The following is a 26185-nucleotide window of genomic DNA, read 5'->3' on the forward strand; positions in this document are numbered from 1 at the left end:
ATGAGTGAATTTTCCCAGACAGTCCCCGAACTGGTTGCCTGGGCCAGGAAAAACGATTTCTCCATCTCGCTGCCGGTAGACAGACTCTCTTTCCTGCTGGCGGTTGCCACGCTGAACGGCGAACGGCTGGATGGTGAAATGAGCGAGGGTGAACTGGTGGATGCGTTCCGCCATGTCAGTGATGCGTTTGAGCAAACCAGCGAAACCATTAGCGTGCGTGCCAACAACGCAATCAACGATATGGTGCGTCAACGTCTGCTGAACCGCTTTACCAGCGAGCAGGCGGAAGGAAACGCCATCTATCGTCTGACGCCACTGGGCATCGGCATCACCGATTATTATATCCGCCAGCGTGAATTTTCCACGCTGCGTCTTTCCATGCAGCTCTCGATCGTGGCGGGTGAGCTTAAGCGCGCCGCCGACGCAGCGGATGAAAACGGTGACGAATTCCACTGGCACCGTAACGTCTACGCGCCGCTGAAATATTCGGTGGCCGAGATTTTCGACAGTATCGATCTCACCCAGCGCCTGATGGACGAGCAGCAGCAGCAGGTGAAAGACGATATCGCACAGCTGCTGAATAAAGACTGGCGAGCGGCCATCTCCAGCTGTGAACTTCTGCTGTCAGAAACTTCCGGCACGCTGCGTGAGCTCCAGGATACGCTGGAAGCCGCAGGGGACAAGCTGCAGGCGAATCTGCTGCGCATCCAGGACGCGACGCTGGCGCACGACGATCTGCATTTTATCGATCGTCTGGTCTTCGATCTGCAGAGCAAACTCGACCGCATTATCAGCTGGGGTCAGCAGTCAATCGATCTGTGGATCGGCTACGACCGACACGTGCATAAATTTATCCGTACCGCGATTGATATGGATAAAAACCGCGTCTTTGCTCAGCGTCTGCGTCAGTCGGTGCAGACCTATTTCGATGCGCCGTGGGCGCTGACCTACGCCAATGCCGATCGTCTGCTGGATATGCGCGACGAAGAGATGGCGCTGCGCGATGAAGAGGTGACCGGTGAACTGCCGCCGGATCTGGAATACGAAGAATTTAACGAAATTCGCGAGCAGCTTGCGGCGATGATCGAAGAACAGCTCGCTGTCTACAAAACCAGACAAGTGCCGCTGGATCTTGGTCTCGTGGTGCGCGACTATCTGGCGCAATATCCACGCGCGCGCCACTTCGACATTGCCCGCATTGTGGTAGACCAGGCGGTGCGCCTGGGCGTCGCGCAAGCAGATTTCACCGGACTGCCGCCGAAGTGGCAGCCAATTAACGATTACGGAGCCAAGGTACAGGCGCATGTCATTGACAAATATTGAACAAGTGATGCCCGTTAAGCTGGCACAGGCGCTGGCGAATCCGTTATTTCCGGCGCTGGACAGCCAGCTGCGTGCCGGTCGTCACATTGGCTTAGACGAGCTGGATAATCACGCCTTTTTGATGGACTTCCAGGAGTACCTGGAAGAGTTTTACGCGCGCTACAACGTGGAGCTTATCCGCGCGCCGGAAGGGTTTTTCTACCTGCGCCCGCGCTCCACGACGCTGATCCCGCGTTCCGTGCTCTCCGAGCTGGATATGATGGTCGGTAAAATTCTTTGCTACCTCTACCTCAGCCCGGAACGTCTGGCGAATGAAGGGATCTTCACCCAGCAGGAACTTTACGACGAGCTGTTGACGCTGGCGGATGAGAGCAAGCTGCTCAAGCTGGTGAACAACCGCTCCACGGGGTCGGATCTTGACCGTCAGAAATTACAGGAAAAGGTTCGCTCTTCCCTGAACCGTCTGCGTCGTCTGGGGATGGTCTGGTTTATGGGCCACGACAGCAGCAAATTCCGCATTACGGAATCTGTCTTCCGTTTCGGCGCAGACGTGCGTGCGGGCGATGACGCGCGTGAAGCGCAGCTTCGCATGATCCGCGACGGTGAAGCGATGCCGGTGGAAAACCATTTGCAGCTCAATGACGAGCATGAAGAGAATCTGCCGGATAGCGGGGAGGAAGAGTAATGATTGAACGCGGTAAATTTCGCTCACTGACGCTGATTAACTGGAACGGCTTCTTTGCCCGAACGTTCGATCTGGATGAGCTGGTCACGACGCTCTCCGGCGGTAACGGTGCGGGTAAATCCACCACCATGGCGGCCTTTGTTACGGCGCTGATCCCTGACCTGACGCTGCTTCACTTCCGTAACACCACCGAAGCGGGGGCCACAAGCGGCTCCCGTGATAAAGGTCTGCACGGTAAGCTGAAGGCCGGCGTCTGTTATTCGGTTCTGGACGTTATTAACTCCCGTCATCAGCGTGTGGTGGTGGGCGTGCGCCTGCAGCAGGTCGCCGGTCGCGACCGTAAAGTGGATATCAAACCGTTTGCAATCCAGGGGCTGCCAACCTCCGTGCAGCCGACGGCGCTGCTCACGGAAACCCTGAACGAACGCCAGGCGCGCGTGTTGACGCTGCAGGAGCTGAAAGACAAGCTTGAGGCCATCGAAGGCGTGCAGTTCAAGCAGTTCAACTCGATTACCGACTACCACTCGCTGATGTTCGATCTGGGCGTGGTGGCGCGTCGTCTGCGCACGGCATCAGACCGTAGCAAATACTACCGCCTGATTGAAGCGTCGCTGTATGGCGGTATCTCCAGCGCGATTACCCGCTCCCTGCGCGACTACCTGCTGCCGGAAAACAGCGGCGTGCGTAAGGCCTTCCAGGATATGGAAGCGGCGCTGCGCGAAAACCGCATGACGCTGGAAGCTATTCGCGTTACCCAGTCTGACCGCGACCTGTTTAAACACCTGATCAGCGAAGCCACCAACTACGTGGCGGCGGACTACATGCGCCACGCCAACGAGCGCCGCGTGCATCTCGATCAGGCATTAGAATACCGTCGCGAGCTGTTTACCTCCCGTAAACAGCTGGTGGCCGAACAGTATAAGCACGTCGAGATGGCGCGCGAGCTGGGCGAGCACAACGGTGCTGAAGGCGACCTGGAAGCCGATTATCAGGCTGCCAGCGATCACCTGAACCTGGTGCAGACCGCGCTGCGTCAGCAGGAAAAAATCGAGCGCTATGAAGCGGACCTCGATGAGCTGCAGATCCGTCTCGAAGAGCAAAATGAAGTGGTGGCTGAAGCCGCCGACATGCAGGAAGAGAACGAAGCCCGCGCCGAAGCGGCCGAGCTGGAAGTGGATGAGCTGAAAAGCCAGCTTGCCGATTACCAGCAGGCGCTTGACGTGCAGCAGACGCGAGCGATTCAGTACACCCAGGCATTGCAGGCATTACAGCGTGCAAAAGAGCTGTGCCATCTGCCTGACCTGACGCCGGACAGCGCCGACGAGTGGCTGGATACCTTCCAGGCCAAAGAGCAGGAAGCCACCGAGAAACTGCTCTCCCTCGAACAGAAAATGAGCGTCGCGCAAACGGCGCACAGCCAGTTTGAGCAGGCTTATCAGCTGGTGGTCGCAATTAACGGCCCGCTGGCGCGTAACGAAGCCTGGGACGTTGCCCGCGAACTGCTGCGCGACGGTGTGAACCAGCGCCATCTGGCCGAGCAGGTTCAGCCGCTGCGTATGCGTCTGAACGAGCTGGAGCAGCGCCTGCGCGAGCAGCAGGAAGCCGAGCGTCTGCTGGCGGAATTCTGCAAGCGTCAGGGAAAAAATTACGATTTCGACGAGCTTGAGGCCCTGCATCAGGAGCTGGAAGCGCGTATTGCGGCCCTGTCCGATACCGTATCAAACGCCAGCGAACAGCGTATGGCCCTGCGTCAGGAGCTGGAGCAGATTCAGTCCCGTTCGAAGGCGCTCCTGGAGCGTGCGCCGGTCTGGCTGGCGGCCCAGAGCAGCCTGAACCAGCTCAGCGAGCAGTGCGGCGAACAGTTCGAATCCAGCCAGGAAGTGACCGAATACCTGCAGCAGCTGCTGGAGCGCGAGCGCGAAGCCATCGTTGAGCGTGACGAAGTGGGCGCCCGCAAGCGCGACGTCGATGAAGAAATTGAGCGCTTAAGCCAGCCGGGCGGGTCAGAAGATCCGCGCCTGAATGCATTAGCCGAGCGTTTTGGCGGCGTGCTGCTGTCGGAAATTTATGACGACGTTGGCCTGGACGATGCTCCGTACTTCTCCGCGCTGTACGGTCCATCCCGCAACGCGATTGTGGTCCCGGATCTGTCGCTGATTTCTGAGCAGCTTGCCGGCCTGGAAGATTGCCCGGAAGATCTCTACCTGATCGAAGGGGATCCGCAGTCGTTCGATGACAGCGTGTTCAGCGTCGACGAGCTGGAAAAAGCGGTGGTGGTGAAAATTGCCGACCGTCAGTGGCGTTACTCCCGCTTCCCTGAGCTGCCGCTGTTTGGCCGCGCCGCGCGCGAAAGCCGCATCGAGAGCCTGCACGCCGAGCGTGAAACGCTGTCTGAACGTTTTGCGACCCTGTCGTTTGACGTGCAGAAAACCCAGCGTCTGCATCAGTCGTTCAGCCGCTTTATCGGCAGCCATCTCGCCGTAGCGTTTGACGCAGATCCGGAAGCCGAAATCCGCAAGCTGAACACCCGCCGTAGCGAGCTGGAACGTGCGATTGCAAGCCATGAAAGTGATAACCAGCAAAGTCGCGTTCAGTTTGAACAGGCGAAAGAGGGCGTCGCTGCCCTTAACCGCATTCTGCCGCGCCTGAATCTGCTGGCGGATGACACGCTGGCTGACCGCGTGGATGAGATCCAGGAGCGTCTGGATGAAGCGCAGGAAGCCGCGCGTTTCGTTCAGCAGCACGGCAATCAGCTGGCGAAGCTGGAGCCCGTCGTGTCTGTCCTGCAGAGCGACCCGGAACAGTTCGAGCAGTTAAAAGAAGATTATGCCTGGTCGCAGCAGGTGCAGCGCGAAGCGCGTCAGCAGGCGTTTGCTCTGACGGAAGTGGTGCAGCGTCGCGCGCACTTTGGCTACTCCGATTCGGCTGAAATGCTGAGCGGTAACAGCGATCTGAACGAAAAACTGCGTCAGCGCCTTGAGCAGGCGGAGGCGGAACGTACTCGCGCCCGCGAAGCGATGCGCAGCCACTCCGCTCAGCTGAACCAGTACAATCAGGTGCTGGCCTCGCTGAAAAGCTCCTTCGATACCAAGAAAGAGCTGTTAAACGATCTGCAGAAAGAGCTTCAGGACATCGGCGTGCGTGCCGACAGCGGGGCAGAAGAGCGCGCGCGTATTCGTCGTGACGAGCTGCATTCTCAGCTCAGCAATAACCGCGCGCGTCGCAATCAGCTGGAAAAAGCGCTGACCTTCTGCGAAGCCGAAATGGATAACCTGACCCGTCGCCTGCGCAAGCTGGAACGCGACTATCACGAAATGCGCGAGCAGGTCGTGACCGCCAAGGCGGGCTGGTGCGCGGTGATGCGCATGGTGAAAGACAATAACGTTGAGCGTCGTCTGCACCGTCGTGAGCTGGCATATCTCTCCGCCGATGAGCTGCGTTCCATGTCGGATAAGGCGTTGGGTGCTCTGCGTCTGGCGGTGGCGGATAACGAACACCTGCGCGATGTCCTGCGCATGTCAGAGGATCCGAAACGTCCTGAACGTAAAATCCAGTTCTTCGTGGCGGTTTACCAGCACCTGCGCGAGCGTATTCGCCAGGACATCATCCGTACTGACGATCCGGTCGAAGCCATCGAACAGATGGAAATCGAGCTGGGCCGTCTGACGGAAGAGCTGACCTCCCGCGAGCAGAAGCTGGCAATCAGCTCCCGCAGCGTAGCGAACATTATTCGTAAAACCATTCAGCGCGAGCAGAACCGTATCCGCCAGCTCAACCAGGGGCTGCAGAGCGTGTCGTTTGGTCAGGTGAACAGCGTGCGCCTCAACGTTAACGTGCGTGAAGCGCATGCCACCCTGCTGGAAGTGCTTTCTGAGCAGCACGAGCAGCATCAGGATCTGTTTAACAGTAACCGTCTGACCTTCTCCGAAGCGCTGGCGAAGCTCTATCAGCGCCTGAACCCGCAGATTGATATGGGGCAGCGTACGCCGCAAACCATCGGTGAAGAGCTGCTGGACTACCGTAACTATCTGGAAATGGAAGTTGAGGTAAACCGTGGCTCAGACGGCTGGCTGCGTGCGGAATCCGGAGCGCTCTCTACCGGTGAAGCGATCGGTACCGGTATGTCAATTCTGGTGATGGTGGTACAGAGCTGGGAAGACGAAGCGCGCCGCCTGCGCGGCAAAGACATCTCCCCATGCCGACTGCTGTTCCTTGATGAGGCTGCGCGTCTTGATGCGCGCTCCATTGCCACGCTTTTTGAGCTTTGCGAACGTCTCGATATGCAGCTCATCATTGCGGCACCGGAGAACATCAGTCCCGAAAAAGGGACAACCTACAAGCTGGTGCGTAAAGTGTTCCAGAACAGCGAACACGTTCACGTTGTTGGGCTGCGTGGCTTTGCGCCGCAGCCGCCAGAATCATTGCCTGAAACCACGGCGGACGCTTCCTGAAGCGTCTTCTGACCCGAAGCGGCGCCCTGGCGCCGCTTTTTTTTAAACTTAACTTGTGCTTAGGGCTGCGTTATCTTTAAACTTCTTTACATAAGGTAAGGCAACAGCTTAGCCGTCTACCTATAATGAAAGAAAGCCCCAACGTGATGGGCATGTCGTGAAAACAGGGGGCAAGGGATGTTGCTTAAGAAAGAATGTGGTCGTCAGCTGTCGGCGCTAAGTTTATGCCTGGCAGTGATGTTTGCTCCACTGTTAACCGCCCAGGCCGACGAGCCTGAAATTGTGCCGACTGACAGCTCGGCAACGACGGGCGCGCAGCCAACGTCGTTGTCCCAGCCTCTGGAGCAGTCTCCGGCAACGGCTATCATGGCCGGTATTAAGCCGCTGCCGGAAGGCATCGACGCCGAATCGCTCAGCCAGCAGCTGCAGTCGGGGCTGCCGTCCGGGTACGCGCCTGTCTATCTCAATCAGCTCACGCTCCTTTATGCTGCCCGCGATATGAAACCGATGTGGGAAAACCGCGATGCCGTTCGCGCCTTCCAGCAGCAGCTGGCGGAGGTCGCGATTGCAGGGTTTCAGCCGCAGTTTACAAAATGGGTTGAGCTGTTAACCGATCCTGCCGTCACCGGGCAGGCGCGGGACGTGGTGCTTTCCGATGCCATGATGGGCTACCTGCAGTTCGTGGCGGGTATTCCGGTCAACGGCAACCGTTGGCTTTACAGCGATAAGCCGTACAAGCTGGCGACGCCGGCACTGTCGGTGATTAACCAATGGCAGTTAGCGCTGGATAACGGCGAACTGCCGCGCTTTATCGCCAGCCTCGCACCGGCGCACCCACAATATGCCACTCTGCACCAGTCGCTCCTCGCGCTGGTGGGTGACTCGCGCCCATGGCCTCAGATGCGCGGCACCGCGACGCTGCGTCCGGGGCAGTGGAGCAGCGATGTGCCTGCCCTGCGCGAGATCCTGACTCGCTCCGGTCTTCTTGATGGCGGGCCACATATTGCGTTGCCAGGCGACGATCCGCAAAATGCGGCGGTCAGCCCGTCAGCTCCCGTGAAAGAGAAAAAAACGATTGCCGTCAGCAATAAACCCGCAGCATACGATCGCGAGCTGGTTGCGGCAGTGAAGCAATTCCAGACCGCACAGGGGCTGGGAGCCGATGGCGTCATTGGCCAGACGACGCGAGACTGGCTGAACGTATCGCCTGCGCAGCGGGCAGGGGTGCTGGCGCTCAATATCCAGCGTTTGCGCCTGCTGCCGGGAACGCTCTCTACCGGAATTATGGTTAACATTCCGGCTTATTCCCTGGTCTATTATCAGGACGGTAGCGAAAAACTGGCGTCGCGCGTGATTGTCGGGCGTCCGGATCGTAAAACACCGATGATGAGCAGCGCGCTGAATAACGTGGTGGTTAACCCACCGTGGAACGTGCCGCCGACGCTGGCGAGAAAAGACATTCTGCCGAAGGTCTGGAACGATCCGGGGTATCTGGAACGTCATGGCTATACGGTGATGCGCGGATGGAACAGTAAAGAGGCCATCGATCCTTATATGGTCGACTGGTCGACAATTACGGCTTCTAATCTGCCGTTCCGTTTCCAGCAGGCACCCGGGGCGCATAACTCTTTAGGGCGTTACAAGTTCAATATGCCGAGTTCAGACGCTATATATCTGCACGATACGCCGAACCACAACCTGTTCCAGAAAGATACTCGCGCGCTGAGTTCTGGCTGCGTACGCGTGAACAAAGCCTCGGAGCTTGCCAATATGCTATTGCAGGATGCGGGCTGGAACGATACGCGTATTTCGGATGCCCTGAAGCAGGGGGATACGCGTTACGTTAATATTCGACACAACATTCCGGTCAATCTCTACTATCTGACGGCGTTTGTTGGCGAAGACGGGCGTACTCAGTACCGTACAGATATTTACAATTATGATCTCACCGCGCGATCCGGCGCACAAATTTTGCCAAAAGCGGAACAATTAATCAGGTAAATGAAGCAGTTCGGGAAAAATGATTGTCGTAAGTTAGGGTGAATAAGGGGCAATATCGCTGTAAGCCGCGTATTCACTGGGGTTGGGCGCCTTGACGTACCCGGTTTTGCCAGTTAAGGTGCCCTTCGTGCGCTAAGCATATTACGATTTCTTTTACCTGTAGACCTGATTATCATGGACAAATTTGACGCTAATCGCCGCAAACTGCTGGCGTTAGGTGGTGTTGCGCTTGGCGCAGCGGCCATCTTGCCGACGCCAGCATTTGCCACCCTCTCGACACCTCGTCCGCGAGTTTTAACGCTCAACAATCTTCATACCGGTGAGTCGTTAAAAGCGGAGTTTTTCGATGGCAGAGGCTATATTCAGGATGAATTAGCAAGACTTAACCATTTTTTCCGTGATTTCCGCGCGAATAAAATAAAAGCCATCGATCCAGGACTGTTTGATCAGCTTTTCCGCCTTCAGGGCCTGCTGGGCACCAGCAAGCCGGTTCAGCTCATTTCTGGCTATCGCTCGATTGATACCAATAATGAACTGCGCGCCCACAGTCGCGGGGTAGCGAAAAAAAGCTATCACACGAAGGGACAGGCAATGGACTTCCATATTGAAGGCGTTTCGTTAGCCAATATTCGCAAAGCTGCGTTATCTATGCGCGCAGGTGGTGTAGGATATTACCCCAGCAGCAACTTTGTGCATATTGATACCGGTCCGGTTCGGCACTGGTAATAACGAAACACAGGAGCAGTATGAACTATCGTATTATTCCGGTTACCGCGTTCTCCCAGAATTGTTCATTGATCTGGTGCGAACAGACTAAACTGGCCGCGCTTGTCGATCCCGGCGGTGACGCTGAGAAGATCAAGCAGGAAGTCGCCGACAGCGGCGTGACGCTCATGCAGATTTTACTGACGCATGGTCACCTCGACCATGTGGGTGCAGCGGCTGAACTGGCTGAACACTACGGCGTGCCGATAGTCGGTCCGGAAAAAGAAGATGAGTTCTGGCTGCAGGGGTTACCCGCCCAAAGCCGCATGTTTGGCCTGGATGAGTGTCAGCCACTGACGCCCGATCGCTGGCTGAACGAAGGAGAGCGCGTTAGCATAGGGAATGTGACTTTACAGGTGTTGCATTGTCCTGGGCATACGCCAGGCCATATCGTCTTCTTTGATGACCAGTCCCGTCTGCTGATTTCCGGCGATGTGATTTTCAAAGGTGGCGTAGGACGCAGCGATTTTCCGCGCGGCGATCACGGTCAACTGATTCAGTCGATTAAACAGAAGTTATTGCCGCTGGGTGATGATGTAACGTTTATCCCTGGACACGGTCCGATGTCGACGCTGGGCTATGAACGGCTCCATAACCCGTTCCTTCAGGATGAAATGCCTGTCTGGTAACCCGAATAAAAAAAGCCTGCATAACGCAGGCTTTTTTATGGGCGCAAATTACAGTACGGCGACAATCGCTTCGCACAGTGGCGCCATGTTGTCAGGCGTCATGCCTGCAACGTTCACGCGGCCAGAGGCCACGGCGTACACGCCAAACTCTTCACGCAGACGCAGAACCTGCTCTTTGGTCAGGCCGCTGAATGAGAACATGCCGTTCTGTTTGATGATAAAGCTGAAGTCGCGATCCGCGCCTTTCTCAGCCAGGGTGTTCACAAACAGCAGGCGCATGCGCTGAATACGCTGACGCATATCGTTCAGCTCTTGTTCCCAGATAGCGCGCAGCGCATCGTTGCTCAGGATAGTCGCAACAACAGACGCACCGTGTGCCGGTGGGTTAGAGTAGTTAGCGCGGATAACCGATTTCATCTGGCTGAACGCACGATCGACGGTCTCTTCGTTAGCGGCAACCAGCGTACAGGCACCCACGCGCTCATTGTACAGACCAAAGTTCTTGGAGTAGGAGCTTGCGACAATCAGCTCCTGGTGCACGGCGGCGAACGTGCGCAGGCCTTCGGCATCTTCTTCCAGACCACGGGCGAAGCCCTGGTAGGCAAAATCAAACAGCGGCAGCCAGCCTTTCTCTACGGACAGCTTCGCCAGGTGTTGCCACTGCTCAAGCGTCGGGTCGATACCGGTTGGGTTGTGGCAGCAGCCGTGGAACAGCACCACGTCACCTGCCTGCGCCTCGCTCAGGCTCGCCAGCAGGCCGTCAAAGTCGAGAGCGTGGTTTGCCGCGTCGTAGTAGGCGTATTCACGCACTTCCAGACCCGCAGAGTTAAACACGCTCTTGTGGTTCGGCCAGCTTGGGTTGCTTACCCATACGCGCTTAACAGAAGTGTTTTTCGCAAGGAAATCCGCCGCCACGCGCAACGCACCGGTACCGCCTGGGGTCTGTGCTGTGCGGGCACGTTTGTCACTCACAATTGCGCTGCCTTTACCGAACAGCAGCTCCTGGGTGCAGCGACCAAATTCAGGGATACCATCAATACCGAGGTAGTTTTTGGTGGTTTCGTTTTCCAGCAGATACTGCTCAGCTTTCTTAACGCTGGTCAGTACCGGAGTTTTGCCGGTTTCATCTTTATATACACCAATACCCAGGTTGATTTTGCCAGGGCGGTCGTCGGCACGAAACAGATCGGCCAGGCCCAGAATAGGGTCGGCAGGAGCGGCGGTAATGTTCTCAAACATGACGAAGTTCCATTGTGATTACAGAAGTGAAATCCGCTATCAGGTTAACGGTAGATTTACAAAATGCCAACCGTTTGCGACGAAAAGCGTGCGGCTTTTCAAAAGTCGCCATTATTTTCTGTCACGCATAAAAAAACAGGGCCGAAGCCCTGTTCATTAAGCATATAACAAAGTGGTGTACTGATTAGAACTGGTAGGTTACGCCCACAGCAGCCATATCGTCGTTGCCGTTCAGACCGCCAACAGCTTTCGCGTAGTCGGAGTCTTTGTCCAGCAGGTTGATGTAGTAGTCAGCCCACACGTTGAAGTTCTTGTTGAAGTAGTAAGTGGTACCAACCTGGATGAATTTAGCCAGGTCTGCATCGCCACCGCTGAAGCCATTGACGGCAGCCAGGTCTTTACCTTTGGTCTGCACGTAGGAGATTGCTGGGCGCAGGCCGAAGTCGAACTGGTACTGAGCAACCACTTCGAAGTTCTGCGTTTTGTTAGCGAAGCCAGCGTCACCGTTAGAACCGGTACGAGTGGTGTTACGGGTTTCTGCATAGGTGGTTGCCAGGTAGATGTTGTTAGCGTCGTATTTCAGACCAACACCCCATGCTTCAGCTTTGTCGCCTTCACCATCAGCTTTTTGATTCAGAGTACGGTTAGCGTTGCTGTAAGATGCGATTGCACCGAAGCCTTCGCCGAAATCGTAGCCCAGGGAGTAGCCTACGCCGTCACCGTTAGAGGTTTTAACGTCAGCACGGTCGTTTTTGCCCTGGTACTGAACGCCCAGGCTCAGACCGTCAACCAGACCGAAGAAGTTGCTGTTACGGTAGGTCAGCAGACCGGTACTGCGGCTGGTCATAAAGTTATCAACATAGTTACCGCCCCAGGTCATACCAGAGAAGGACGGCGCCATATCGGTGTATGATTCTACGTCGTAAACGATACCGTACGACCGTAGTCGATGCTGCCAGCATCGCCCGCTTTCAGGCCAGCGAATGCCAGACGGTTTTTGTTAGTCTGAGCACCATTTTCAGCCTGGTTGGCCAGGAAACGGTATTCCCACTGGCCGTAACCGGTCAGCTGGTCGTTGATCTGAGTTTCGCCTTTGAAACCGATCTGCGCGTAGGTAGCGTCGTTATTGTTGGTGTTATCACCGGAAGTCACGAAATCGTGCTCGGCGTTAACTTTACCGTAGAAGTCCAGCTTGTTGCCGTTCTTGTTATAGATTTCTGCAGCGTTAGCTGCACCGGCTACCAGCAGGGCAGGGATTACCACTGCCAGAATATTGCGCTTCATCATTATTTATTACCCTCATTGGTTTTTTTATGACACTCGCCACTGCCGTCAATAAATTCTGTCAATAAATATTTCCGGAACTATTGATGAGAGTTTGGTGTCTTTATGTATCTGACAGGCATCTTTCCATTCGGCGAAGCGTTTCGCTAGCCTGAAAGTGCTACAATTCTCAAGATTAAGTAACCAAAAGAAATTATGTGTAACTAAATATGTATTTTTGGGAACTTTGTGAACCACCTCAAACTTCAGAACGCCCTGGCGAATTAAACAACAAGCGCTATCCTATATATATGAATTCCTTATGATTAATTGAGATAAAGGCGATTCATATAAACAGACGCTAAACGGCTCGTTTTTTCTTATGACTCCAAAAGGCCTTCCGGACGGCTGTAAAAGTGGTTGAAATTTGTGCTATCGCTTGAGGATGTAATAATCGCAATAAGAATGGGGTTTATTTTTTGTGGCTGGATATTTCGCGGAAACAAAACGTAACAGGTAGTGGTTGTGACGGGGTGAAGGTTTAAAGATGCTGACTTTACGCTGACGAAAACTGACAATACAGAATAAAATAATGGCCAGCATAAGCTGGCCATTTTAGTATTGTATCGATTAGAAGCTGGCGTTACGTGGAGTACGTGGGAAAGGAATCACGTCACGTACGTTCTGAACACCAGTAACGTAGGCAATCAGACGCTCGAAGCCCAGACCAAAACCGGCGTGCGGTACGGTACCGTAACGACGCAGATCGCGGTACCAGCTGTAGTCAGCTGGGTTGAGCCCCATCTCTTCCATACGCGCGTCCAGCACGTCAAGACGTTCTTCACGCTGAGAGCCACCGATGATTTCACCAATGCCCGGCGCCAGAACGTCCATCGCTGCCACGGTTTTACCGTCTTCGTTAAGGCGCATATAGAAGGCCTTAATGTCTTTCGGGTAGTTTTTAACGACAACCGGCGCTTTGAAATGCTTCTCGGCCAGATAGCGTTCGTGTTCAGACGCCAGGTCAACGCCCCAGTAAACCGGGTTCTCGAACGTCTCACCGCATTTCTCGAGGATCGCCACCGCGTCGGTATAGTCCACCTGCGCAAAGTCGGCAGACACGAAACGCTCCAGACGCGCCACAGCATCGCTGTCTACGCGTTCTGCGAAGAATTTCATGTCGTCAGGACGCTCTTCCAGCACCGCTTTGAACACATACTTCAGCATCGCTTCCGCCAGACCCGCAACATCGTCCAGGTCGGCGAAGGCCACTTCAGGCTCCAGCATCCAGAATTCCGCCAGGTGACGGCTGGTGTTGGAGTTTTCGGCGCGGAAGGTTGGGCCAAAGGTGTAGATCTTAGACAGCGCACAGGCGTACGTTTCGCCGTTGAGCTGACCAGACACCGTCAGGAAGGCTTCTTTACCAAAGAAGTCTTTGTCATAGTCCACTTTACCTTCTGGCGTGCGCGGCAGGTTTTCCATGTCCAGCGTCGAAACGCGGAACATCTCACCGGCACCTTCCGTATCGGACGCGGTGATCAGCGGGGTAGACACCCAGAAGTAACCCTGCTCATCGAAGAAACGATGCAGCGCCTGCGCCAGCGTATGACGCACGCGCGCCACCGCACCAATCAGGTTGGTACGCGGACGCAGGTGGGCGACTTCACGCAGATATTCGATGCTGTGGCGTTTTGCCGCCATCGGGTAGGTATCCGGATCTTCAACCCAGCCGGTGACTTCAATGGCAGAGGCCTGAATTTCGAAGCTCTGGCCCTGGCCCGGTGACGCCACAACCACGCCGGTAACAATGACGGAGCAACCGGTTGTCAGTCGCAGAACGTCATCATTGTAATTGGGCAGAGAATTATTAATGACGGCCTGTACAGGATCAAAGCAGGAACCGTCATAGACGGCGAGGAAGGAGATGCCAGCTTTAGAATCTCGGCGGGTACGCACCCATCCGCGCACGGTGACTTCCTGGTCAACGGCGACACGGCCCTGGAGTACGTCGGCTACAGGCACAACGCTCATAATATTCTCTCTGTTAATAGTCGGAAAAAATAAACACTTGTCCACCCTTATGGGGGGGGATATCTATGTTACCTGCCATCCGCTATCAGACAAGTAAATTTCGCAGTCAAAAGAGAAGAATTGAGAAATAAATAAGGGAAGGGAGCCATAAAGGCTCCCGTAAGCGCTTAACTGGCTTTTTTAATCAAGGGGAGATCGAACGCTTTGCGCAATGCGCGGACAAACGCTTTGTCATGGCAGATGGTTTTACCCGGGCTGTCGGAGAGTTTTGCCACCGGCTTGCCGTTACATTCCACCAGTTTGATGACGATATTCAGAGGTTTTACCTGAGGAATATCGCAGGTCAGACGGGTACCAATCCCGAAGCTCAGGTTCACACGGCTATTGAAATGGCGATAGAGGTCGACCGCTTTCGCCAGGTCGAGATTATCCGAGAAGACCAGCACCTTGCTCATCGGATCAATGCCGAGTTTTTCGTAATGGGCAATGGCTTTCTCGCCCCATTCAACCGGATCCCCGGAGTCGTGGCGTAATCCCTGGTAACGTTCAGCGAACTCGGGACCAAAGTCGCGCAGGAAGGCATCCATCGTAATACAGTCGGTGAGGGCAATCCCGAGCTGATTCGGGTACTCCTCAAGCCATGCGGCCAGTGCCGCGCGCTGGCTGTTAGCCAGATCGGGGCTGATCTGCTGATGCGCCTGGAACCACTCGTGTGCCTGGGTGCCCATTGGCGTCAGGCTGAGGCGGCGTGCCAGATCGTAGTTGCTGGTGCCAACGAACCACGGCTCCCGCTGCAGACGTTTAACGATGGCCTCCTGAACGTCACGTGAGAAACGGCGACGCGTGCCAAAGTCCATCAGGCGGAAGCGGGACATGTCCAGCCCTTCGGTCAGCGTAGAGAAGGCTGCGAGTTTATTTTCCAGCGCGGCGACCGCCTGCTCGACGCCTTTTTCCGGCGAACGGTAGCGGTGAGCCAGTTCACTGATCACCGCCAGAAGCGGCACTTCCCACATGATCACTTCCCGCCACGGGCCTTCAAGGCGAATATCCAGTTTGCCGTTATCGTTAAGCACGGTGACCTGCTCCGGCTTATAGCGGAAATCGCGCAGCCAGTTCAGGTAATCGGCTTTGAAGAAAGGCAGGCCAGAAAGCCACTGATATTCCTCGTCCTGCAGCGTCAGATGCTGCATAGCATCGACCTGTTCACGAATGGCGTCTGCGTAGATACCGAGCAAGTCGTCGCCGCGACAGCGGAATTCCGCCGCGACGTGAACGTCATAGTAGTGGTGGAAAACGGCTTGCTGCATATGCAGTTTATACGCGTCGGTATCCAGCAACGTATGCAGAACTGGAGAAGCGAATTGAGTCATAGGTGCGCAGTAGCATCCTCTCACAGGAGCGTTTAGTACAATAAACAACTCCGGAGTATACCTTGTTTAGTGATTTATTGAACCCCGATCACAACATAAGCGCGTTTTATGGTCGAGGGCATTTTGTGCCCCGTGTTATACAAATGTAGCAACAGGGCTGCTAACCACTTGAATTTAAGGTTTTCTACTGCGCTACTATCATGCTTTGGGGCAGCGATGGGGCAATGTGTGAAAGCGCCTTGTTGAGCAGAGTAACCTGTTCGCCGCTCTTCTCTGACATCCACTTTCCATACACCTTGTAAACCATCTGTGCATCGGTATGCCCCATTTGAGTTGCTATAAAGTTTGGGTTTGCACCAGCTGATAATGACCAGCACGCATAGGTATGCCGTGACTGGTAAGCGTTGCGGTAACGAATGCCGGCGCGCTTGATTATCGGGGCCCAAATTTTATTAATCGAATTAACCGCATAATGATATCCTCTTCGGGACCCACGCTTGACGCATTGAGGGCTGAAAACGAAAGTGCATGGATGTATGACTGACTGGCCATATTCACGCAAATTCACTTCAACCTCATGCTGCCGGCCAAGGCGCGTCAGTTGGGCCTGATTCCTGAGGGCATCAATAGCTGGTTGTATGAGATAAATCACCCTGTCAGTGCCTGCCTCGGTTTTTGGCAGGGTGAACTCATACGTTTGGGTAAGGTTACGCTTAACCGTAATGGTTCCCGCGGTGAGATCGATGTCTTCCCATGCAAGACCACATAATTCCCCATGCCTCATTCCGGTATAAACGGCGACGGTCCAGAGATTTCGCATCTGCTGGTGGCCGCATGCCTGAATGAACCTGATGAACTCGTCTGTAGTGAGTGGATCTGGTTCGTCTTTTGCCTTCCTGAGACGGTTAATTCCGCTAAACGGGTTTTCCTTTGCGTAGCCGTTATCAGCTCCAAACTGGAAGATCTCGGCCATCAGCATCATGTAATTATTCACCGTGGAAGACTTCCGGCCTTTTACCTGTGTACGGTGATCCTTCTTCATTACATGGAAGCCCGTCAGCAACTCCTTCCTTACATACAGCAAATCTTCAGTGGTAACCGCAGAAACCATTTTATTTTCGCCGATGCGCGGAAGCATGTTTTTTATGATGGATTCGTACCTACTCATGGTATTAGAGCTGATCTCCATTCTCTTCAGCTCTGACCATCTTTCGGTAAGCTCCAGCACAGTAATTTCCTTTCTATCCTGACCGAACCGGGCAAGGTTCGGTGAGTTTGGGAATTTTTCTGCATAGTTAAAATTCCCCATCCTTATCGCAAAACAAACCGAAGAACGCAGCTCACCAGCTATCTTGCGATTTTTTGCAGTGTCAGGAACACCGAGGTTTTCCCTGACACGTTTACCTTTATACAGAAACCAGATGCGGAGCGAACCGCCGTGATTTTCGACGCCTGTCGGGTATGATGCATTAGCCATTGATCCCTCCTGACGTCCAGGAGCGTGGACGAGTGTACTGCTTTTCATGCTGTCTTCGCACCTGGTTGATTTTTTTTCTGCGCCTCGATCCATTGATCAACGGCTTTCCTGTTGTACATGCATTCGCTCGAAGGCTTGGGATTACCATCTGGTGAAATGTGCAGGTACTCGCGGCCCAGCATCCAGGATTCTTTTCTGGCGCGGGTGATGGTTCCGGGCTTGAGCCCGGTAACCGCAATCAGAACCTTTTCGCTAACCCAGTCATTCGGCACCAGAAGAACGATTTCAGCACTGGTTTGCATGGATCTCCTCCATTTTCTCTTTAGCCAGACGCACGCAACGCGCAAAAGAGGAGGGCGTTACAATTTCGCGCAGAGCCTGAACCAGGAAGTCGTTGTGCTGCTGGTGCAGATCTATGTTGCGTTCTTTTTCCTCATGACGCAGGACTGCCAGACGGGCTGTGATGATGCGACGCTTCCCTTTGATCAGCCGCAGAGCGTTCTCTGCCTTTTTGCGCCATGTACTCCATTCACTGCTGCTGTTCGATTTCGCCAGTTGCTCTTCAATACTGAGCTGCGCTTCTTCTGCGTTAACAAGCTGCTGCAGGCAATCGCTGATTGTGTTCAGGTTGTCAGTCTCCACGAAGAATTTGTGCATTCTTAACCCTCCCACCCAATCGCCTGGAACAGGCCCATTTTAGGGTGATACCAGCGGGTGCCGCGCGGTTCAGCTTCTGACATCATCTGGCGAAACGCGGCCATAAACGGCTCCAGTTCGACGATAGCCCTACGTGACAAAAGCCCGTCTGGAGTCATAAATTCGTGCGTGTCTGTCGGGATGCGGTAGGCATTGACCAAATTCCGGCACTTGGCGTCACTCATACCGCTTTTGGCTACCACCTGGCGGTAACCGACATATCCGGCGCGCATGGTCCCGCGTTTGATGTTCTCCACAGCTTCTGTGACCGTTTCGATCTGCTCTTCAACATGATTCAGGCGCTTCTGCTGGCGAACGGCATCGGCGGCCATTGCGGCGATCATCTCGATTTCCGTCAGCGGCGCGCGAGTGCGGAAATAGCTGTTAACCAGTTCGCGCTGAACCTGCCAGGCAAGATCATCGTTAAATGGCTTCGTCAACATCAGGTAGCCTGATTCGAAAAGCACAATCCCTGACGGTGCAAATTTAGAGAATGTCCCTTCCGGGAGGTCCGTACGTATTACGTCCGCACCTAATTCGGCATAATCCACACCGTTGATGAAATGCTCACGGTTTCGGTTGAATGCTGCACGAGCGGTTCCTTCCGGTCGCTGGTGGACTTCATCAATCATCGCCAGCGTCACAACGCGCTGACCGCGATATTCAACTGCTGGAAGCTGTTTGTTATTGATCGTTACTGTGTTCATGCTCGATATCCTTCTGAGTGCCCGGCTTTGCGCCGGGCTGGTGAATCACTTAACCTGGATAAATGGAGTATTGGCGCCGCTGGTCATGTACTGGGGCAGAGTGCCGTTCCATTTGTTGATGGCCTCCAGTTGAAGCACTTCAGGGTTTTCGCGCATGGCCTGCCCACGAATCTGGATAGACTTCGCTTCCGCTTCCGCCAACTTCAACTTTGCGTCTGCCTGGCCATCTGCTTCAGCGCGCAGCATGTTTGCTTCGGCTTCACGCTGTTTTACCTCCTGCTCGCGCTGCAGGGTCTTCTGGTTGGCGGTGACTTTGGCGTTGATGCTGTCGATAACTGTCGGCGGGTACTCCGGACGACCGACGTAAGAAAGGCTGATAACCTGGATTCCTACCGGCCCCATGTCGGACTGGATCTCTTTCAGAGCGTTTTCAAGCAGCTCAGCTTTCCCGCCGTCAATGAACTTATCGGTACTCATGCGGCTTGCGAGACGATTAAGGGCATCGGCAATCTTCTGGCGCAGATCGGTATCGGTGATGTCGTCTACGCCTTTGCGATAGGTCTGGAAGACCGTCGTCACTTTGGTTGGATCAACTTTATAGGCGACACCAATGTGATAGCCGATCGTAGTGCCGTCACTCATCTGGAAATTGAATGCGTCGTCGTAGGTTTTCATCTGTTTGAAGGTTGGGAAGATGTAGACCTCTGTGTTCCAGCCTGTCCAATAGCGACCTACGCCAACCACTTCACCAACGCCTTTGTCGTCTCCCAGCTTATTCACCTTGATACCCACGTTACCGGGCTCGACACGATCGCAACCGACAAGACCGATGGCAGAGAGCGCGATAATTGAAGCCATAATTGCTTTTTTCATTTCTTTTCCTTATTTACGGTTACAACAAGACCCTTACAAATGGCGTAGATGCACGGCGGGGTCAGGATCGCCAGGGCAAAACCGGATAACACTGCTGTGGTGTCCTTCATCGAAATGAGGATCGGAACGAAAAGGCCATAAACGCTGGCGACAATTACCAGCGAGAGAGCAACGCGTAAGTAAGCAATCATCAGCGCAGCCCCTCTGGTTTACTGGCCTGAAGTTCTGCCTGCTCTTTCACGAATCGGTCATGCATGGCGTCCCACTTTCCGAGCCACTTACGTGCTTCGCGCTTACGCTCCAGAATTCGGCGAATGCGCCGCATGCATCGGTTATGTGCAAAGAGATATTGCTGTGTGTGCTGGCCCATGCGGTTGACGAGCACACCATTGCTGAAAACAGGTTCGTCTGGTTCGTTGGTGTTCAAACCGGCACGATGAAAAGTTTTGGTTACCATGTAGTGAGCAAGGTTACTGATCGCTGCGCTCCTGCTGAGAAAACGGCGCGAATAGCCGTGTCGTGATACGACGTAAACGGGCTGCAGCTCTTTGGCAAAGGCGCTGTCAATTGAGGTGGTGCTGATGCGTTTATCGTTCATTTCCGGTCCTTAACTTTGCTGTATCTTTCGTGACTCATTACTTCCCAGTTCTTTCCGCCATCGCGGGAGAGTAGCCGCCAGCGGTGATTAACCTTGAGACTCAGATTCCCGGAGCCGTGCATACGGCAGGGATGTATGCGCCTTGCCCTGAACTGGCTTAAAACGTGTGCTGCTTTGAGGTGAACCCACTCAGGAATTCGTATCGCTGTAAGAGCCATCAGATCCCTCCATTTCATGACCCTCCGTTTTCGGAGCTTCCACTTTTTGTTTTTTGACGAACTCAACCAGCTCAGAAATGAGCTCGTCGATTAACTCCTTTCCGCTATCCGTAAGGAATTCACCTCTGCCATTAACATCAACAGCGCTGCTGTAAATTCCCTTAATAGCTTTTACGCCTTCGACATTTCCGTACTCACTGAACGCGAGCCTTTCGAATTTTCGTAATAATCCATCAAGTAAAATCTCTGTTAACTCGACTGTGTTAATGCCGCCTTTATTGAGCTTTATAACAAGGCAGTTACTGCCTGTTTTACGCTGGTGGCGTAATAACGCAGCTTTTAAAATTCGGCGGCGATATGTCTCGATTAATTTATCCATTGCGCTGTTCCTCCTCCAAACTCATTACTATTTCTTCTTCTTTTTCGGTCCATCCATGAATCTCAGCGGCGAGGTCATAAACCAGAGCGCATATCGTTTTGAGTTGAAATCTGTCTAGCTTGTCGTGATATTCAAATAATGTTTGCGACAAGCCAGACAACTTCTCCGCTTTGATATTCACTTCCTGAATATCCTGTCTTTTAAATACGCCCATAATTAACGTCCATATGCTTTTTTAAGATAAAGACGAGCGATTATCTCGTAACCGCAGGCCGCATAAAGGCATGCTGTTCTATATGCCGATTTATCAATGATGAAAGTCATACGAAGCGCCTCACAGTCAAAGAAGCGACCACCCGACCGTGAATTTTGATTTCTTTCTGTTCATCGGTGTTCAGGGTGAAGGTTTCGTAATGATGGTTGTCAGAAATAATTTTCAATGAACCACAAACCAATGGCTCTACTCTCTTAATAAAAAGGCAAGGACGACCAAATACGTCCATCGTATAAACATAAATGCCAGGGGTAAGCGCACGGCCACCGCAATCAACGAAAGCGACTACCTCACAAGGTTCGATGGTTGGCTGCATTGAGTCACCTTCCATCCTGCAGCTCTGAACGCGGTTACCAAAGTCATTAATATTGTCTGAACCGAACAGCATTTGAGGAGTTTTTATTGGCTGATTAATCGCGATAGCGTTTTGCATTTTCATTTCCTCAGGGTGAGTTTTTCCCCACCCAAAAAGGTGTTAATTATTAATAATTGACTTAATTAGTTAGTTAAATAGCAGAGAACATTTTCTTAATGTCAGGATGGTCATCAATGATTTTTTTAGCATCATCACATGCCTCATCATATGACTTGAAGAAATCAACTAATACAAAATAATTATCGATGCGTTCGTAAACGGCGAACTCCATCTCTCCAACAAATGTTGTATTAAATTGGTAATTAAATCCTTTCTCGCAAGGCTGTACCGCATAACAATAAGACCAGTGCGAATTGGATGCTTTGAGCTTGGCGTGGATATCAAATGCCTGGCTCGCTGGGTTTGGTTGGGAGTTTGTATTCATCTCATTGGCTCCGTTGTTTGCCGATGAAATGAGAATACTTAAGTATTAATTGGAGGTCAATGGTATTAATACAAAAAGAATAATAGATTTCTTATGTATTTGTTATTGAAGATTATTTTAGTAATAAAAAAGCCGACACTATGGTCGGCTTGGTGCTTTTTTGGTAGCAGATCAGAAGATTGTTGATACCCAAAACAGCCTTCCTAAAACCTCAAGACTATCCATGTCTACTTCTTCGTCAGGGTATTCATCAGAGTTGTAGCTTCTGATTGTTACCTTATCTGGCCCAGATCTGTAGAGGATTTTTAACCTTTTCCATCCACCTTGGTTGATGCCGTAAATTTTACCATCCACGATACGCTTGTCATGGCAGTTTATGGCAACAGTTGAGCCATCAGCGATCACTGGCTCCATGCTATTCCCGTGTGCAGCAAAGCATAGAACGCCATCACCATCACTATTAGCTCCCACCTTTCGCAATGTTGCTTTGGAAAACCTAAGTTTTTTGCCATTGTAATCATCATTAAGAGCGCTGCCATCTCCACATGCGAACTCGATATCCTTTAAGTAAGGCACCTCTACCTCATCATCCTCAAGCGGCGTTTGCTTATCCCATGGATCTATACCAAACATCCTTTGTTCTGGAGTTTTTGCGGGCCCCATGGTGCCTTCACCAGTGCTTAACCATATTGGATCTACATCCAACGCTTTGGCTATATCCACGATTTTTCCGCTGGACTGAGCTTTTCCTGAGGTTAGTTTTTGTATGGCCCCCTGGCTTACCCCAACCCTATGCGCTAATTGACTTTGAGTAGCCCCGGCATGAGCCATCGCCAGCCTTAGTCTTTCTGCAAGTGTGTTCATCTAAGTATCTCCGATTTCTGTGCATATTTAATACCACAGGATTAACCATGGCAAGCGGATAATACTTGATTAATTATTCCTTTGGTATTATTTTATATCTTTAATATTAATACTAAGGGCTTTGTTATGACTGATGAGGTTTTTGAATCCCCAATGGCGAAAGCCGTGTACGTTGCTGGTGGGCAAAGTTCGCTTGCTAAAAAGGTTGGCGTTACGCAAGGAGCGGTCTGGAAGTGGGTCAGGGGGATCAAGAAAGTTTCTCCTGTCCATGCAGTGGCAGTCTCAAACGCAGTTAATGGAGTTGTTAAGCCTCATGAACTGCGTCCTGATTTGCCGACTCTTTTCCCGCACCCGGGCAATGAGGTGTGACATGTCACGGCATTATTGCGTCAGCGAACCTTTACTGGTGGCTGAATTCAGTAACGAAAATGAGTTGGCGGGTGTCGCATGAGCATGGAACTGATGGTTAAAGCAATGAAGGTCAAGGTGGGAAATCCACTGCGTAAGCTCGTGCTACTGAAGCTTGCAGATAACGCTAGTGACCATGGCGAGTGCTGGCCAAGCTATCAACATATCGCCGATCAGTGCGAAATCAGTAAGCGATCTGTGATGATTCACATTGATGCTTTATGCGAATGCGGCCTGGTAAAAAAAGAACTTCGCCGAGGTCCAAAAGGTAACTCAAGTAATGTATATCGGCTTGATTTCAGTAGTGCAGGAGATTCACTAGGGGGTAGTGCAAATCGTTCACTACCTGGTGCAGCAGATTCACCCCGTAGTGCAGGAGATTCACTAGGTGGTAGTGCAGGAGCTGCACCCATAATCAGTCACTCTTTTGAACCAGTCAATGAATCAGTCATAGAACATAAATATAACGGTTCATCTGATAACCATTCTGAAAATCGCTCTTCCAAAGAGAACTATTCCAACGAGTTCGAGAAGGCATGGCAGGCATACCCTAAACGTGCTGGCGGTAATTCTAAAGCTGCCGCCTGGAAAGCCTGGAAAGCTCGAATCAAAGACGGTGTTAACACTGAGGCAATGCTGGCTGGTGTAAACCGTTATGCAGGTTATGTCCGTGCTACAGGTAGCGCCGGAACGCAGTACGTGAAACAGGCGGCGACGTTCTTTGGACCCGATCGGCATTTCGAAGAGCCATGGCAGGCGCCATCTGGTGCGGTAAGCGGTAGACCTGGTGGGCTGCCGGTTTCTGGGTTTAGTGAACAAGACTATGGCCAATCAGACTGCAACTGGTAAGCAGGAGAAATCACAATGCTGAGTATTAAACAACGCGAAGAAAGGGAAGCTCTGGTGGCAAAGCGCGAAGGGCTTCGTGAAGAACTGGCGTTTGCTGTTGAACATAAAAAACCGTGGCAGTGGGGGAGCTGGGAGTCCGGCGAGGTCCACGCCGCCGACTGTGAAAAACATGGCAACTATCAGCGCATTTCCCTCACTGGAAAAGCATATCGTGGAGTTGAAAACGTTAAATACTCCCAGTGCCCGGAGTGTGTGAAAGCGGAACTTGCTGACATTGAATCCAGTCTGCGTGCATTACGAGTAGTCGACCTGATGGACAATGCCGGGATCGCAAGACGATTCGAAGCATGTGAATTCGATAATTACCAGGCTGTCAACCCGGATGCCGCCAAAAATCTGGCAGTCTGTCAGCGCTACACCGCCAGTTGGCCTGATCGCCTGAAAGCTGGAACTGGGCTCGTCATGACCGGAAACTGCGGGACCGGTAAAAACCATCTGGCAGTGGCCATGGCGAAGAGCATTATCCGTGGACATCTCGCTAAAGTGGAAATCACCGACGTTATGCGCCTCACCCGAGCAGTGAAAAGCACGTGGCGCCACAATGCTGAAATGACCGAGGAAGATGTAATTGAACGTTTCGCTTCATTGGATCTGCTAATTATCGACGAGGTGGGCGTTCAGTTCGGCAGTCCGACTGAAATGACCATCCTTCAGGAAATTATCAATGCTAGGTACGAAAGCATTTTGCCAACAATCCTGATCAGCAATCTTACATTCGACCAGTTGAAAGAAACGATTGGCGAGAGAATTGTGGATCGGGTTACCGATGGTGGCCGCAACCGTCTGGCATTTGGCTGGGGAAGTTTCCGTGCCATCGCGTCAGGAGTTGTAGCATGACTCCTGTCTGGAAAAATGAAGATCTGGAAGGTGCGGTGATCGGCGCAATTTTTCTGCGTGGTGCCGACCCTGAGGTACTGGATATTCTTTCCAGGGTGCCAGCCACCGCTTTCTCGGTACCGCAGTATCGGGAAATATATACTGGGATCTGCCGTCAGGCGCGTGGAGCTGGCGTTATTGACCCTGTACTGCTCTGCGAAAACATGCCAAAGCACAGCGCAATCATTATGGACTCGAGCCGTATCGCATGGGCGAAGTCGGCGCTTGTGTCCTACGTTTCCACGCTGGAGCGTAATGCAGCTGTTCGCGATGCCGAAGCTGTCATTGAAAGGGCGCTGGCCGATCTCCGGAATGCTCACAATAGTGATGCGGCTTTATCGGCATTCAGGGCCGCACAGAACAGCATTGCAGCAATTACTCTCGAAGAAAAGACCGTTCAGCCAGTTCATATCGACGACATTCTTCCTGCTGTGGTGGATCGGGTAGATGCGCGCAACCGTGGGCTTGAAGAAGCCAGAAGCCTCATGACAGGTATCGAAGAGCTGGACGCAAAGACTGGCGGCATTGAACCAACAGACTTGGTGTTTATCGCTGCGCGGCCGTCGATGGGTAAAACTGAATTGGCGCTGGATATCATCGACAAGGTTTCTGAGCAGGGCCGTGGTGTGCTGTTCTTCAGCATGGAAATGCCTAATATCCAGATCGGAGAGCGAATGGTATCTGCTGCCGGCGGCATGTCGGTTTCACGCCTGAAAAAGGCTGCTGATTTTGATGATGAGGACTGGGCCAGGCTGACAAACGGTGTAGAACGGCTGACTGGTCGTAGCATCTGGATGGTTGATTCCACCGATCTGACAGTAGATCAGATTCAACAGATAGCTACCCGCCTACAGCTGGCGCATCCGGAAATAGCGCTGGTGGTCGTGGATTACCTGGCACTCATCAAAATTGAAAGCACTGCACGATATGACCTTGCCGTCGGTGAGGTGTCAAAAGGACTCAAGCGTCTGGCTAAATCCAATAAAACTCCGGTCCTTGCCCTGAGCCAGCTTTCTCGTGGCGTTGAGTCGAGACCCAACAAACGACCGATGAACTCAGACCTCAAAAACTCGGGTGAGATTGAGGCTGATGCTGATCTGATCATGATGCTATACCGAGATGAAGTTTATAACCCTGAGTCGCCAGCGAAGGGGATCGCGGAAATTAACGTGACCAAACAGCGCAACGGTGAATTGGGTACGATCTACCGTCGATTCTATAACGGGCACTTCCTGCCAATTGACCAGGAGTTAGCAAAGCAGCGTTCGGCGCCACAGCAGAAAGCTCAGACCAGACGTTACTCAAAAGAAAAGCATTCCAGCAATGCAGACTATTAAAAACATCAAAGC

At 52.8% G+C, this 26185-nt stretch carries 26 protein-coding genes and 1 pseudogene; 10 read left to right on the forward strand and 17 right to left on the reverse strand.

Going from position 1 to position 26185, the window contains the following annotated elements; genetic code table 11:
- The 6 genes from mukF (at position 1) to WM95_RS08670 (ending at position 9854) form a co-directional block, all read left to right on the forward strand.
- Positions 1-1323, forward strand: a complete 1323-nt coding sequence (mukF, locus tag WM95_RS08645) for a chromosome partition protein MukF (protein WP_023311005.1) — start codon at positions 1-3, stop codon at positions 1321-1323.
- Positions 1304-2008, forward strand: a complete 705-nt coding sequence (gene mukE / locus WM95_RS08650) for a chromosome partition protein MukE (RefSeq protein ID WP_008499954.1) — start codon at positions 1304-1306, stop codon at positions 2006-2008. The genes mukF and mukE overlap by 20 nt, the downstream gene beginning before the upstream one ends.
- Positions 2008-6459 (forward strand): chromosome partition protein MukB, encoded by a 4452-nt coding sequence (mukB, locus tag WM95_RS08655; RefSeq protein ID WP_023311006.1) that lies wholly within the window; start codon positions 2008-2010, stop codon positions 6457-6459. Before mukE ends, mukB begins: the two co-directional genes overlap by 1 nt.
- Before the next feature lie 177 nt (positions 6460-6636).
- The gene (gene ldtD / locus WM95_RS08660) at positions 6637-8460 is read left to right on the forward strand and encodes a L,D-transpeptidase (protein ID WP_063408036.1); all 1824 of its coding nucleotides are present in this window, start codon (positions 6637-6639) and stop codon (positions 8458-8460) included.
- Between the two features lie 174 nt (positions 8461-8634).
- Positions 8635-9186, forward strand: a complete 552-nt coding sequence (locus tag WM95_RS08665) for a YcbK family protein (protein ID WP_032639289.1) — start codon at positions 8635-8637, stop codon at positions 9184-9186.
- Positions 9187-9206: 20 nt separating this feature from the next.
- The gene (locus tag WM95_RS08670; protein ID WP_008499950.1) at positions 9207-9854 is read left to right on the forward strand and encodes an MBL fold metallo-hydrolase; all 648 of its coding nucleotides are present in this window, start codon (positions 9207-9209) and stop codon (positions 9852-9854) included.
- A 48-nt stretch (positions 9855-9902) separates the two neighbouring features.
- On the opposite strand, the gene aspC is transcribed toward WM95_RS08670, so the two are convergent.
- The 17 genes and pseudogenes from aspC to WM95_RS08760 form a co-directional block, all read right to left on the reverse strand.
- Positions 9903-11093, reverse strand: a complete 1191-nt coding sequence (gene aspC, locus WM95_RS08675; protein WP_063408035.1) for an aspartate transaminase — start codon at positions 11091-11093, stop codon at positions 9903-9905.
- A 184-nt stretch (positions 11094-11277) separates the two neighbouring features.
- A pseudogene (locus WM95_RS08680) lies at positions 11278-12380 on the reverse strand (porin).
- Between the two features lie 606 nt (positions 12381-12986).
- On the reverse strand, positions 12987-14387 hold the full coding sequence (asnS, locus tag WM95_RS08690; RefSeq protein WP_029739509.1) for an asparagine--tRNA ligase: 1401 nt from the start codon (positions 14385-14387) through the stop codon (positions 12987-12989).
- Positions 14388-14554: 167 nt separating this feature from the next.
- Positions 14555-15757 (reverse strand): nicotinate phosphoribosyltransferase, encoded by a 1203-nt coding sequence (gene pncB, locus WM95_RS08695; protein WP_063408034.1) that lies wholly within the window; start codon positions 15755-15757, stop codon positions 14555-14557.
- A gap of 184 nt (positions 15758-15941) precedes the next feature.
- Positions 15942-17234: a tyrosine-type recombinase/integrase gene (locus WM95_RS08700; RefSeq protein ID WP_044596886.1), complete on the reverse strand. Its 1293-nt coding sequence runs from the start codon at positions 17232-17234 to the stop codon at positions 15942-15944.
- A 44-nt stretch (positions 17235-17278) separates the two neighbouring features.
- Positions 17279-17536 (reverse strand): excisionase family protein, encoded by a 258-nt coding sequence (locus tag WM95_RS08705; protein WP_013097283.1) that lies wholly within the window; start codon positions 17534-17536, stop codon positions 17279-17281.
- Entirely contained in the window at positions 17520-17891 is a 372-nt protein-coding gene (locus WM95_RS08710) for a hypothetical protein (RefSeq protein WP_062939324.1), read from the reverse strand. The genes WM95_RS08705 and WM95_RS08710 overlap by 17 nt, the downstream gene beginning before the upstream one ends.
- A 2-nt stretch (positions 17892-17893) precedes the next feature.
- On the reverse strand, positions 17894-18637 hold the full coding sequence (locus WM95_RS08715) for an ORF6N domain-containing protein (protein ID WP_063922403.1): 744 nt from the start codon (positions 18635-18637) through the stop codon (positions 17894-17896).
- Between the two features lie 45 nt (positions 18638-18682).
- Entirely contained in the window at positions 18683-19510 is an 828-nt protein-coding gene (locus WM95_RS08720) for an SPFH domain-containing protein (protein WP_042889584.1), read from the reverse strand.
- The gene (locus tag WM95_RS08725; RefSeq protein WP_058660285.1) at positions 19507-19701 is read right to left on the reverse strand and encodes a hypothetical protein; all 195 of its coding nucleotides are present in this window, start codon (positions 19699-19701) and stop codon (positions 19507-19509) included. Before WM95_RS08725 ends, WM95_RS08720 begins: the two co-directional genes overlap by 4 nt.
- Positions 19701-20108, reverse strand: a complete 408-nt coding sequence (locus tag WM95_RS08730) for a hypothetical protein (protein WP_059509754.1) — start codon at positions 20106-20108, stop codon at positions 19701-19703. Before WM95_RS08730 ends, WM95_RS08725 begins: the two co-directional genes overlap by 1 nt.
- Complete coding sequence (locus tag WM95_RS27835) at positions 20105-20344, reverse strand: ParE family toxin-like protein (RefSeq protein ID WP_419095947.1); 240 nt, start codon at positions 20342-20344, stop codon at positions 20105-20107. Before WM95_RS27835 ends, WM95_RS08730 begins: the two co-directional genes overlap by 4 nt.
- The gene (locus tag WM95_RS08740) at positions 20298-20705 is read right to left on the reverse strand and encodes a hypothetical protein (protein WP_044596882.1); all 408 of its coding nucleotides are present in this window, start codon (positions 20703-20705) and stop codon (positions 20298-20300) included. Before WM95_RS08740 ends, WM95_RS27835 begins: the two co-directional genes overlap by 47 nt.
- Positions 20698-20919, reverse strand: a complete 222-nt coding sequence (locus WM95_RS08745; RefSeq protein WP_044596881.1) for a hypothetical protein — start codon at positions 20917-20919, stop codon at positions 20698-20700. The genes WM95_RS08740 and WM95_RS08745 overlap by 8 nt, the downstream gene beginning before the upstream one ends.
- A gap of 106 nt (positions 20920-21025) precedes the next feature.
- Positions 21026-21412, reverse strand: a complete 387-nt coding sequence (locus WM95_RS08750; RefSeq protein ID WP_044596880.1) for a S24 family peptidase — start codon at positions 21410-21412, stop codon at positions 21026-21028.
- A gap of 73 nt (positions 21413-21485) precedes the next feature.
- Positions 21486-21779, reverse strand: a complete 294-nt coding sequence (locus tag WM95_RS08755; RefSeq protein WP_088544728.1) for a hypothetical protein — start codon at positions 21777-21779, stop codon at positions 21486-21488.
- 171 nt (positions 21780-21950) lie between these two features.
- A complete protein-coding gene (locus WM95_RS08760; RefSeq protein ID WP_023296237.1) occupies positions 21951-22643 on the reverse strand; it encodes an XRE family transcriptional regulator in 693 nt (230 codons plus the stop codon).
- Positions 22644-22769: 126 nt separating this feature from the next.
- Here WM95_RS08760 and WM95_RS08765 point away from each other — a divergent pair, with 126 nt between their 5' ends.
- The 4 genes from WM95_RS08765 (at position 22770) to WM95_RS08780 (ending at position 26173) form a co-directional block, all read left to right on the forward strand.
- Entirely contained in the window at positions 22770-23012 is a 243-nt protein-coding gene (locus WM95_RS08765; RefSeq protein WP_023296238.1) for a transcriptional regulator, read from the forward strand.
- Positions 23013-23090: 78 nt separating this feature from the next.
- Complete coding sequence (locus WM95_RS08770; RefSeq protein ID WP_088544729.1) at positions 23091-23900, forward strand: helix-turn-helix domain-containing protein; 810 nt, start codon at positions 23091-23093, stop codon at positions 23898-23900.
- Between the two features lie 15 nt (positions 23901-23915).
- Positions 23916-24797, forward strand: coding sequence for an ATP-binding protein (locus WM95_RS08775; RefSeq protein WP_058651199.1), 882 nt, complete (start codon positions 23916-23918; stop codon positions 24795-24797).
- Positions 24794-26173 (forward strand): replicative DNA helicase, encoded by a 1380-nt coding sequence (locus tag WM95_RS08780; RefSeq protein WP_058651200.1) that lies wholly within the window; start codon positions 24794-24796, stop codon positions 26171-26173. The genes WM95_RS08775 and WM95_RS08780 overlap by 4 nt, the downstream gene beginning before the upstream one ends.
- Positions 26174-26185 lie beyond the last annotated feature (12 nt).

The organism is Enterobacter cloacae complex sp. ECNIH7 (genome assembly GCF_002208095.1).
GTDB classification, from domain to species: domain Bacteria; phylum Pseudomonadota; class Gammaproteobacteria; order Enterobacterales; family Enterobacteriaceae; genus Enterobacter; species Enterobacter cloacae_M.

What these genes read in the sequence shown, in the direction of transcription:
- mukF (WP_023311005.1), top strand. Translation starts at nt 1, where the DNA reads ATGAGTGAATTTTCCCAGACAGTCCCCGAACTGGTTGCCTGGGCCAGG.
- mukE (WP_008499954.1), top strand. Translation starts at nt 1,304, where the DNA reads ATGTCATTGACAAATATTGAACAAGTGATGCCCGTTAAGCTGGCACAG.
- mukB (WP_023311006.1), top strand. Translation starts at nt 2,008, where the DNA reads ATGATTGAACGCGGTAAATTTCGCTCACTGACGCTGATTAACTGGAAC.
- ldtD (WP_063408036.1), top strand. Translation starts at nt 6,637, where the DNA reads ATGTTGCTTAAGAAAGAATGTGGTCGTCAGCTGTCGGCGCTAAGTTTA.
- WM95_RS08665 (WP_032639289.1), top strand. Translation starts at nt 8,635, where the DNA reads ATGGACAAATTTGACGCTAATCGCCGCAAACTGCTGGCGTTAGGTGGT.
- WM95_RS08670 (WP_008499950.1), top strand. Translation starts at nt 9,207, where the DNA reads ATGAACTATCGTATTATTCCGGTTACCGCGTTCTCCCAGAATTGTTCA.
- aspC (WP_063408035.1), bottom strand. Translation starts at nt 11,093, where the DNA reads ATGTTTGAGAACATTACCGCCGCTCCTGCCGACCCTATTCTGGGCCTG.
- asnS (WP_029739509.1), bottom strand. Translation starts at nt 14,387, where the DNA reads ATGAGCGTTGTGCCTGTAGCCGACGTACTCCAGGGCCGTGTCGCCGTT.
- pncB (WP_063408034.1), bottom strand. Translation starts at nt 15,757, where the DNA reads ATGACTCAATTCGCTTCTCCAGTTCTGCATACGTTGCTGGATACCGAC.
- WM95_RS08700 (WP_044596886.1), bottom strand. Translation starts at nt 17,234, where the DNA reads ATGGCTAATGCATCATACCCGACAGGCGTCGAAAATCACGGCGGTTCG.
- WM95_RS08705 (WP_013097283.1), bottom strand. Translation starts at nt 17,536, where the DNA reads ATGCAAACCAGTGCTGAAATCGTTCTTCTGGTGCCGAATGACTGGGTT.
- WM95_RS08710 (WP_062939324.1), bottom strand. Translation starts at nt 17,891, where the DNA reads ATGCACAAATTCTTCGTGGAGACTGACAACCTGAACACAATCAGCGAT.
- WM95_RS08715 (WP_063922403.1), bottom strand. Translation starts at nt 18,637, where the DNA reads ATGAACACAGTAACGATCAATAACAAACAGCTTCCAGCAGTTGAATAT.
- WM95_RS08720 (WP_042889584.1), bottom strand. Translation starts at nt 19,510, where the DNA reads ATGAAAAAAGCAATTATGGCTTCAATTATCGCGCTCTCTGCCATCGGT.
- WM95_RS08725 (WP_058660285.1), bottom strand. Translation starts at nt 19,701, where the DNA reads ATGATTGCTTACTTACGCGTTGCTCTCTCGCTGGTAATTGTCGCCAGC.
- WM95_RS08730 (WP_059509754.1), bottom strand. Translation starts at nt 20,108, where the DNA reads ATGAACGATAAACGCATCAGCACCACCTCAATTGACAGCGCCTTTGCC.
- WM95_RS27835 (WP_419095947.1), bottom strand. Translation starts at nt 20,344, where the DNA reads ATGAAATGGAGGGATCTGATGGCTCTTACAGCGATACGAATTCCTGAG.
- WM95_RS08740 (WP_044596882.1), bottom strand. Translation starts at nt 20,705, where the DNA reads ATGGATAAATTAATCGAGACATATCGCCGCCGAATTTTAAAAGCTGCG.
- WM95_RS08745 (WP_044596881.1), bottom strand. Translation starts at nt 20,919, where the DNA reads ATGGGCGTATTTAAAAGACAGGATATTCAGGAAGTGAATATCAAAGCG.
- WM95_RS08750 (WP_044596880.1), bottom strand. Translation starts at nt 21,412, where the DNA reads ATGCAAAACGCTATCGCGATTAATCAGCCAATAAAAACTCCTCAAATG.
- WM95_RS08755 (WP_088544728.1), bottom strand. Translation starts at nt 21,779, where the DNA reads ATGAATACAAACTCCCAACCAAACCCAGCGAGCCAGGCATTTGATATC.
- WM95_RS08760 (WP_023296237.1), bottom strand. Translation starts at nt 22,643, where the DNA reads ATGAACACACTTGCAGAAAGACTAAGGCTGGCGATGGCTCATGCCGGG.
- WM95_RS08765 (WP_023296238.1), top strand. Translation starts at nt 22,770, where the DNA reads ATGACTGATGAGGTTTTTGAATCCCCAATGGCGAAAGCCGTGTACGTT.
- WM95_RS08770 (WP_088544729.1), top strand. Translation starts at nt 23,091, where the DNA reads ATGAGCATGGAACTGATGGTTAAAGCAATGAAGGTCAAGGTGGGAAAT.
- WM95_RS08775 (WP_058651199.1), top strand. Translation starts at nt 23,916, where the DNA reads ATGCTGAGTATTAAACAACGCGAAGAAAGGGAAGCTCTGGTGGCAAAG.
- WM95_RS08780 (WP_058651200.1), top strand. Translation starts at nt 24,794, where the DNA reads ATGACTCCTGTCTGGAAAAATGAAGATCTGGAAGGTGCGGTGATCGGC.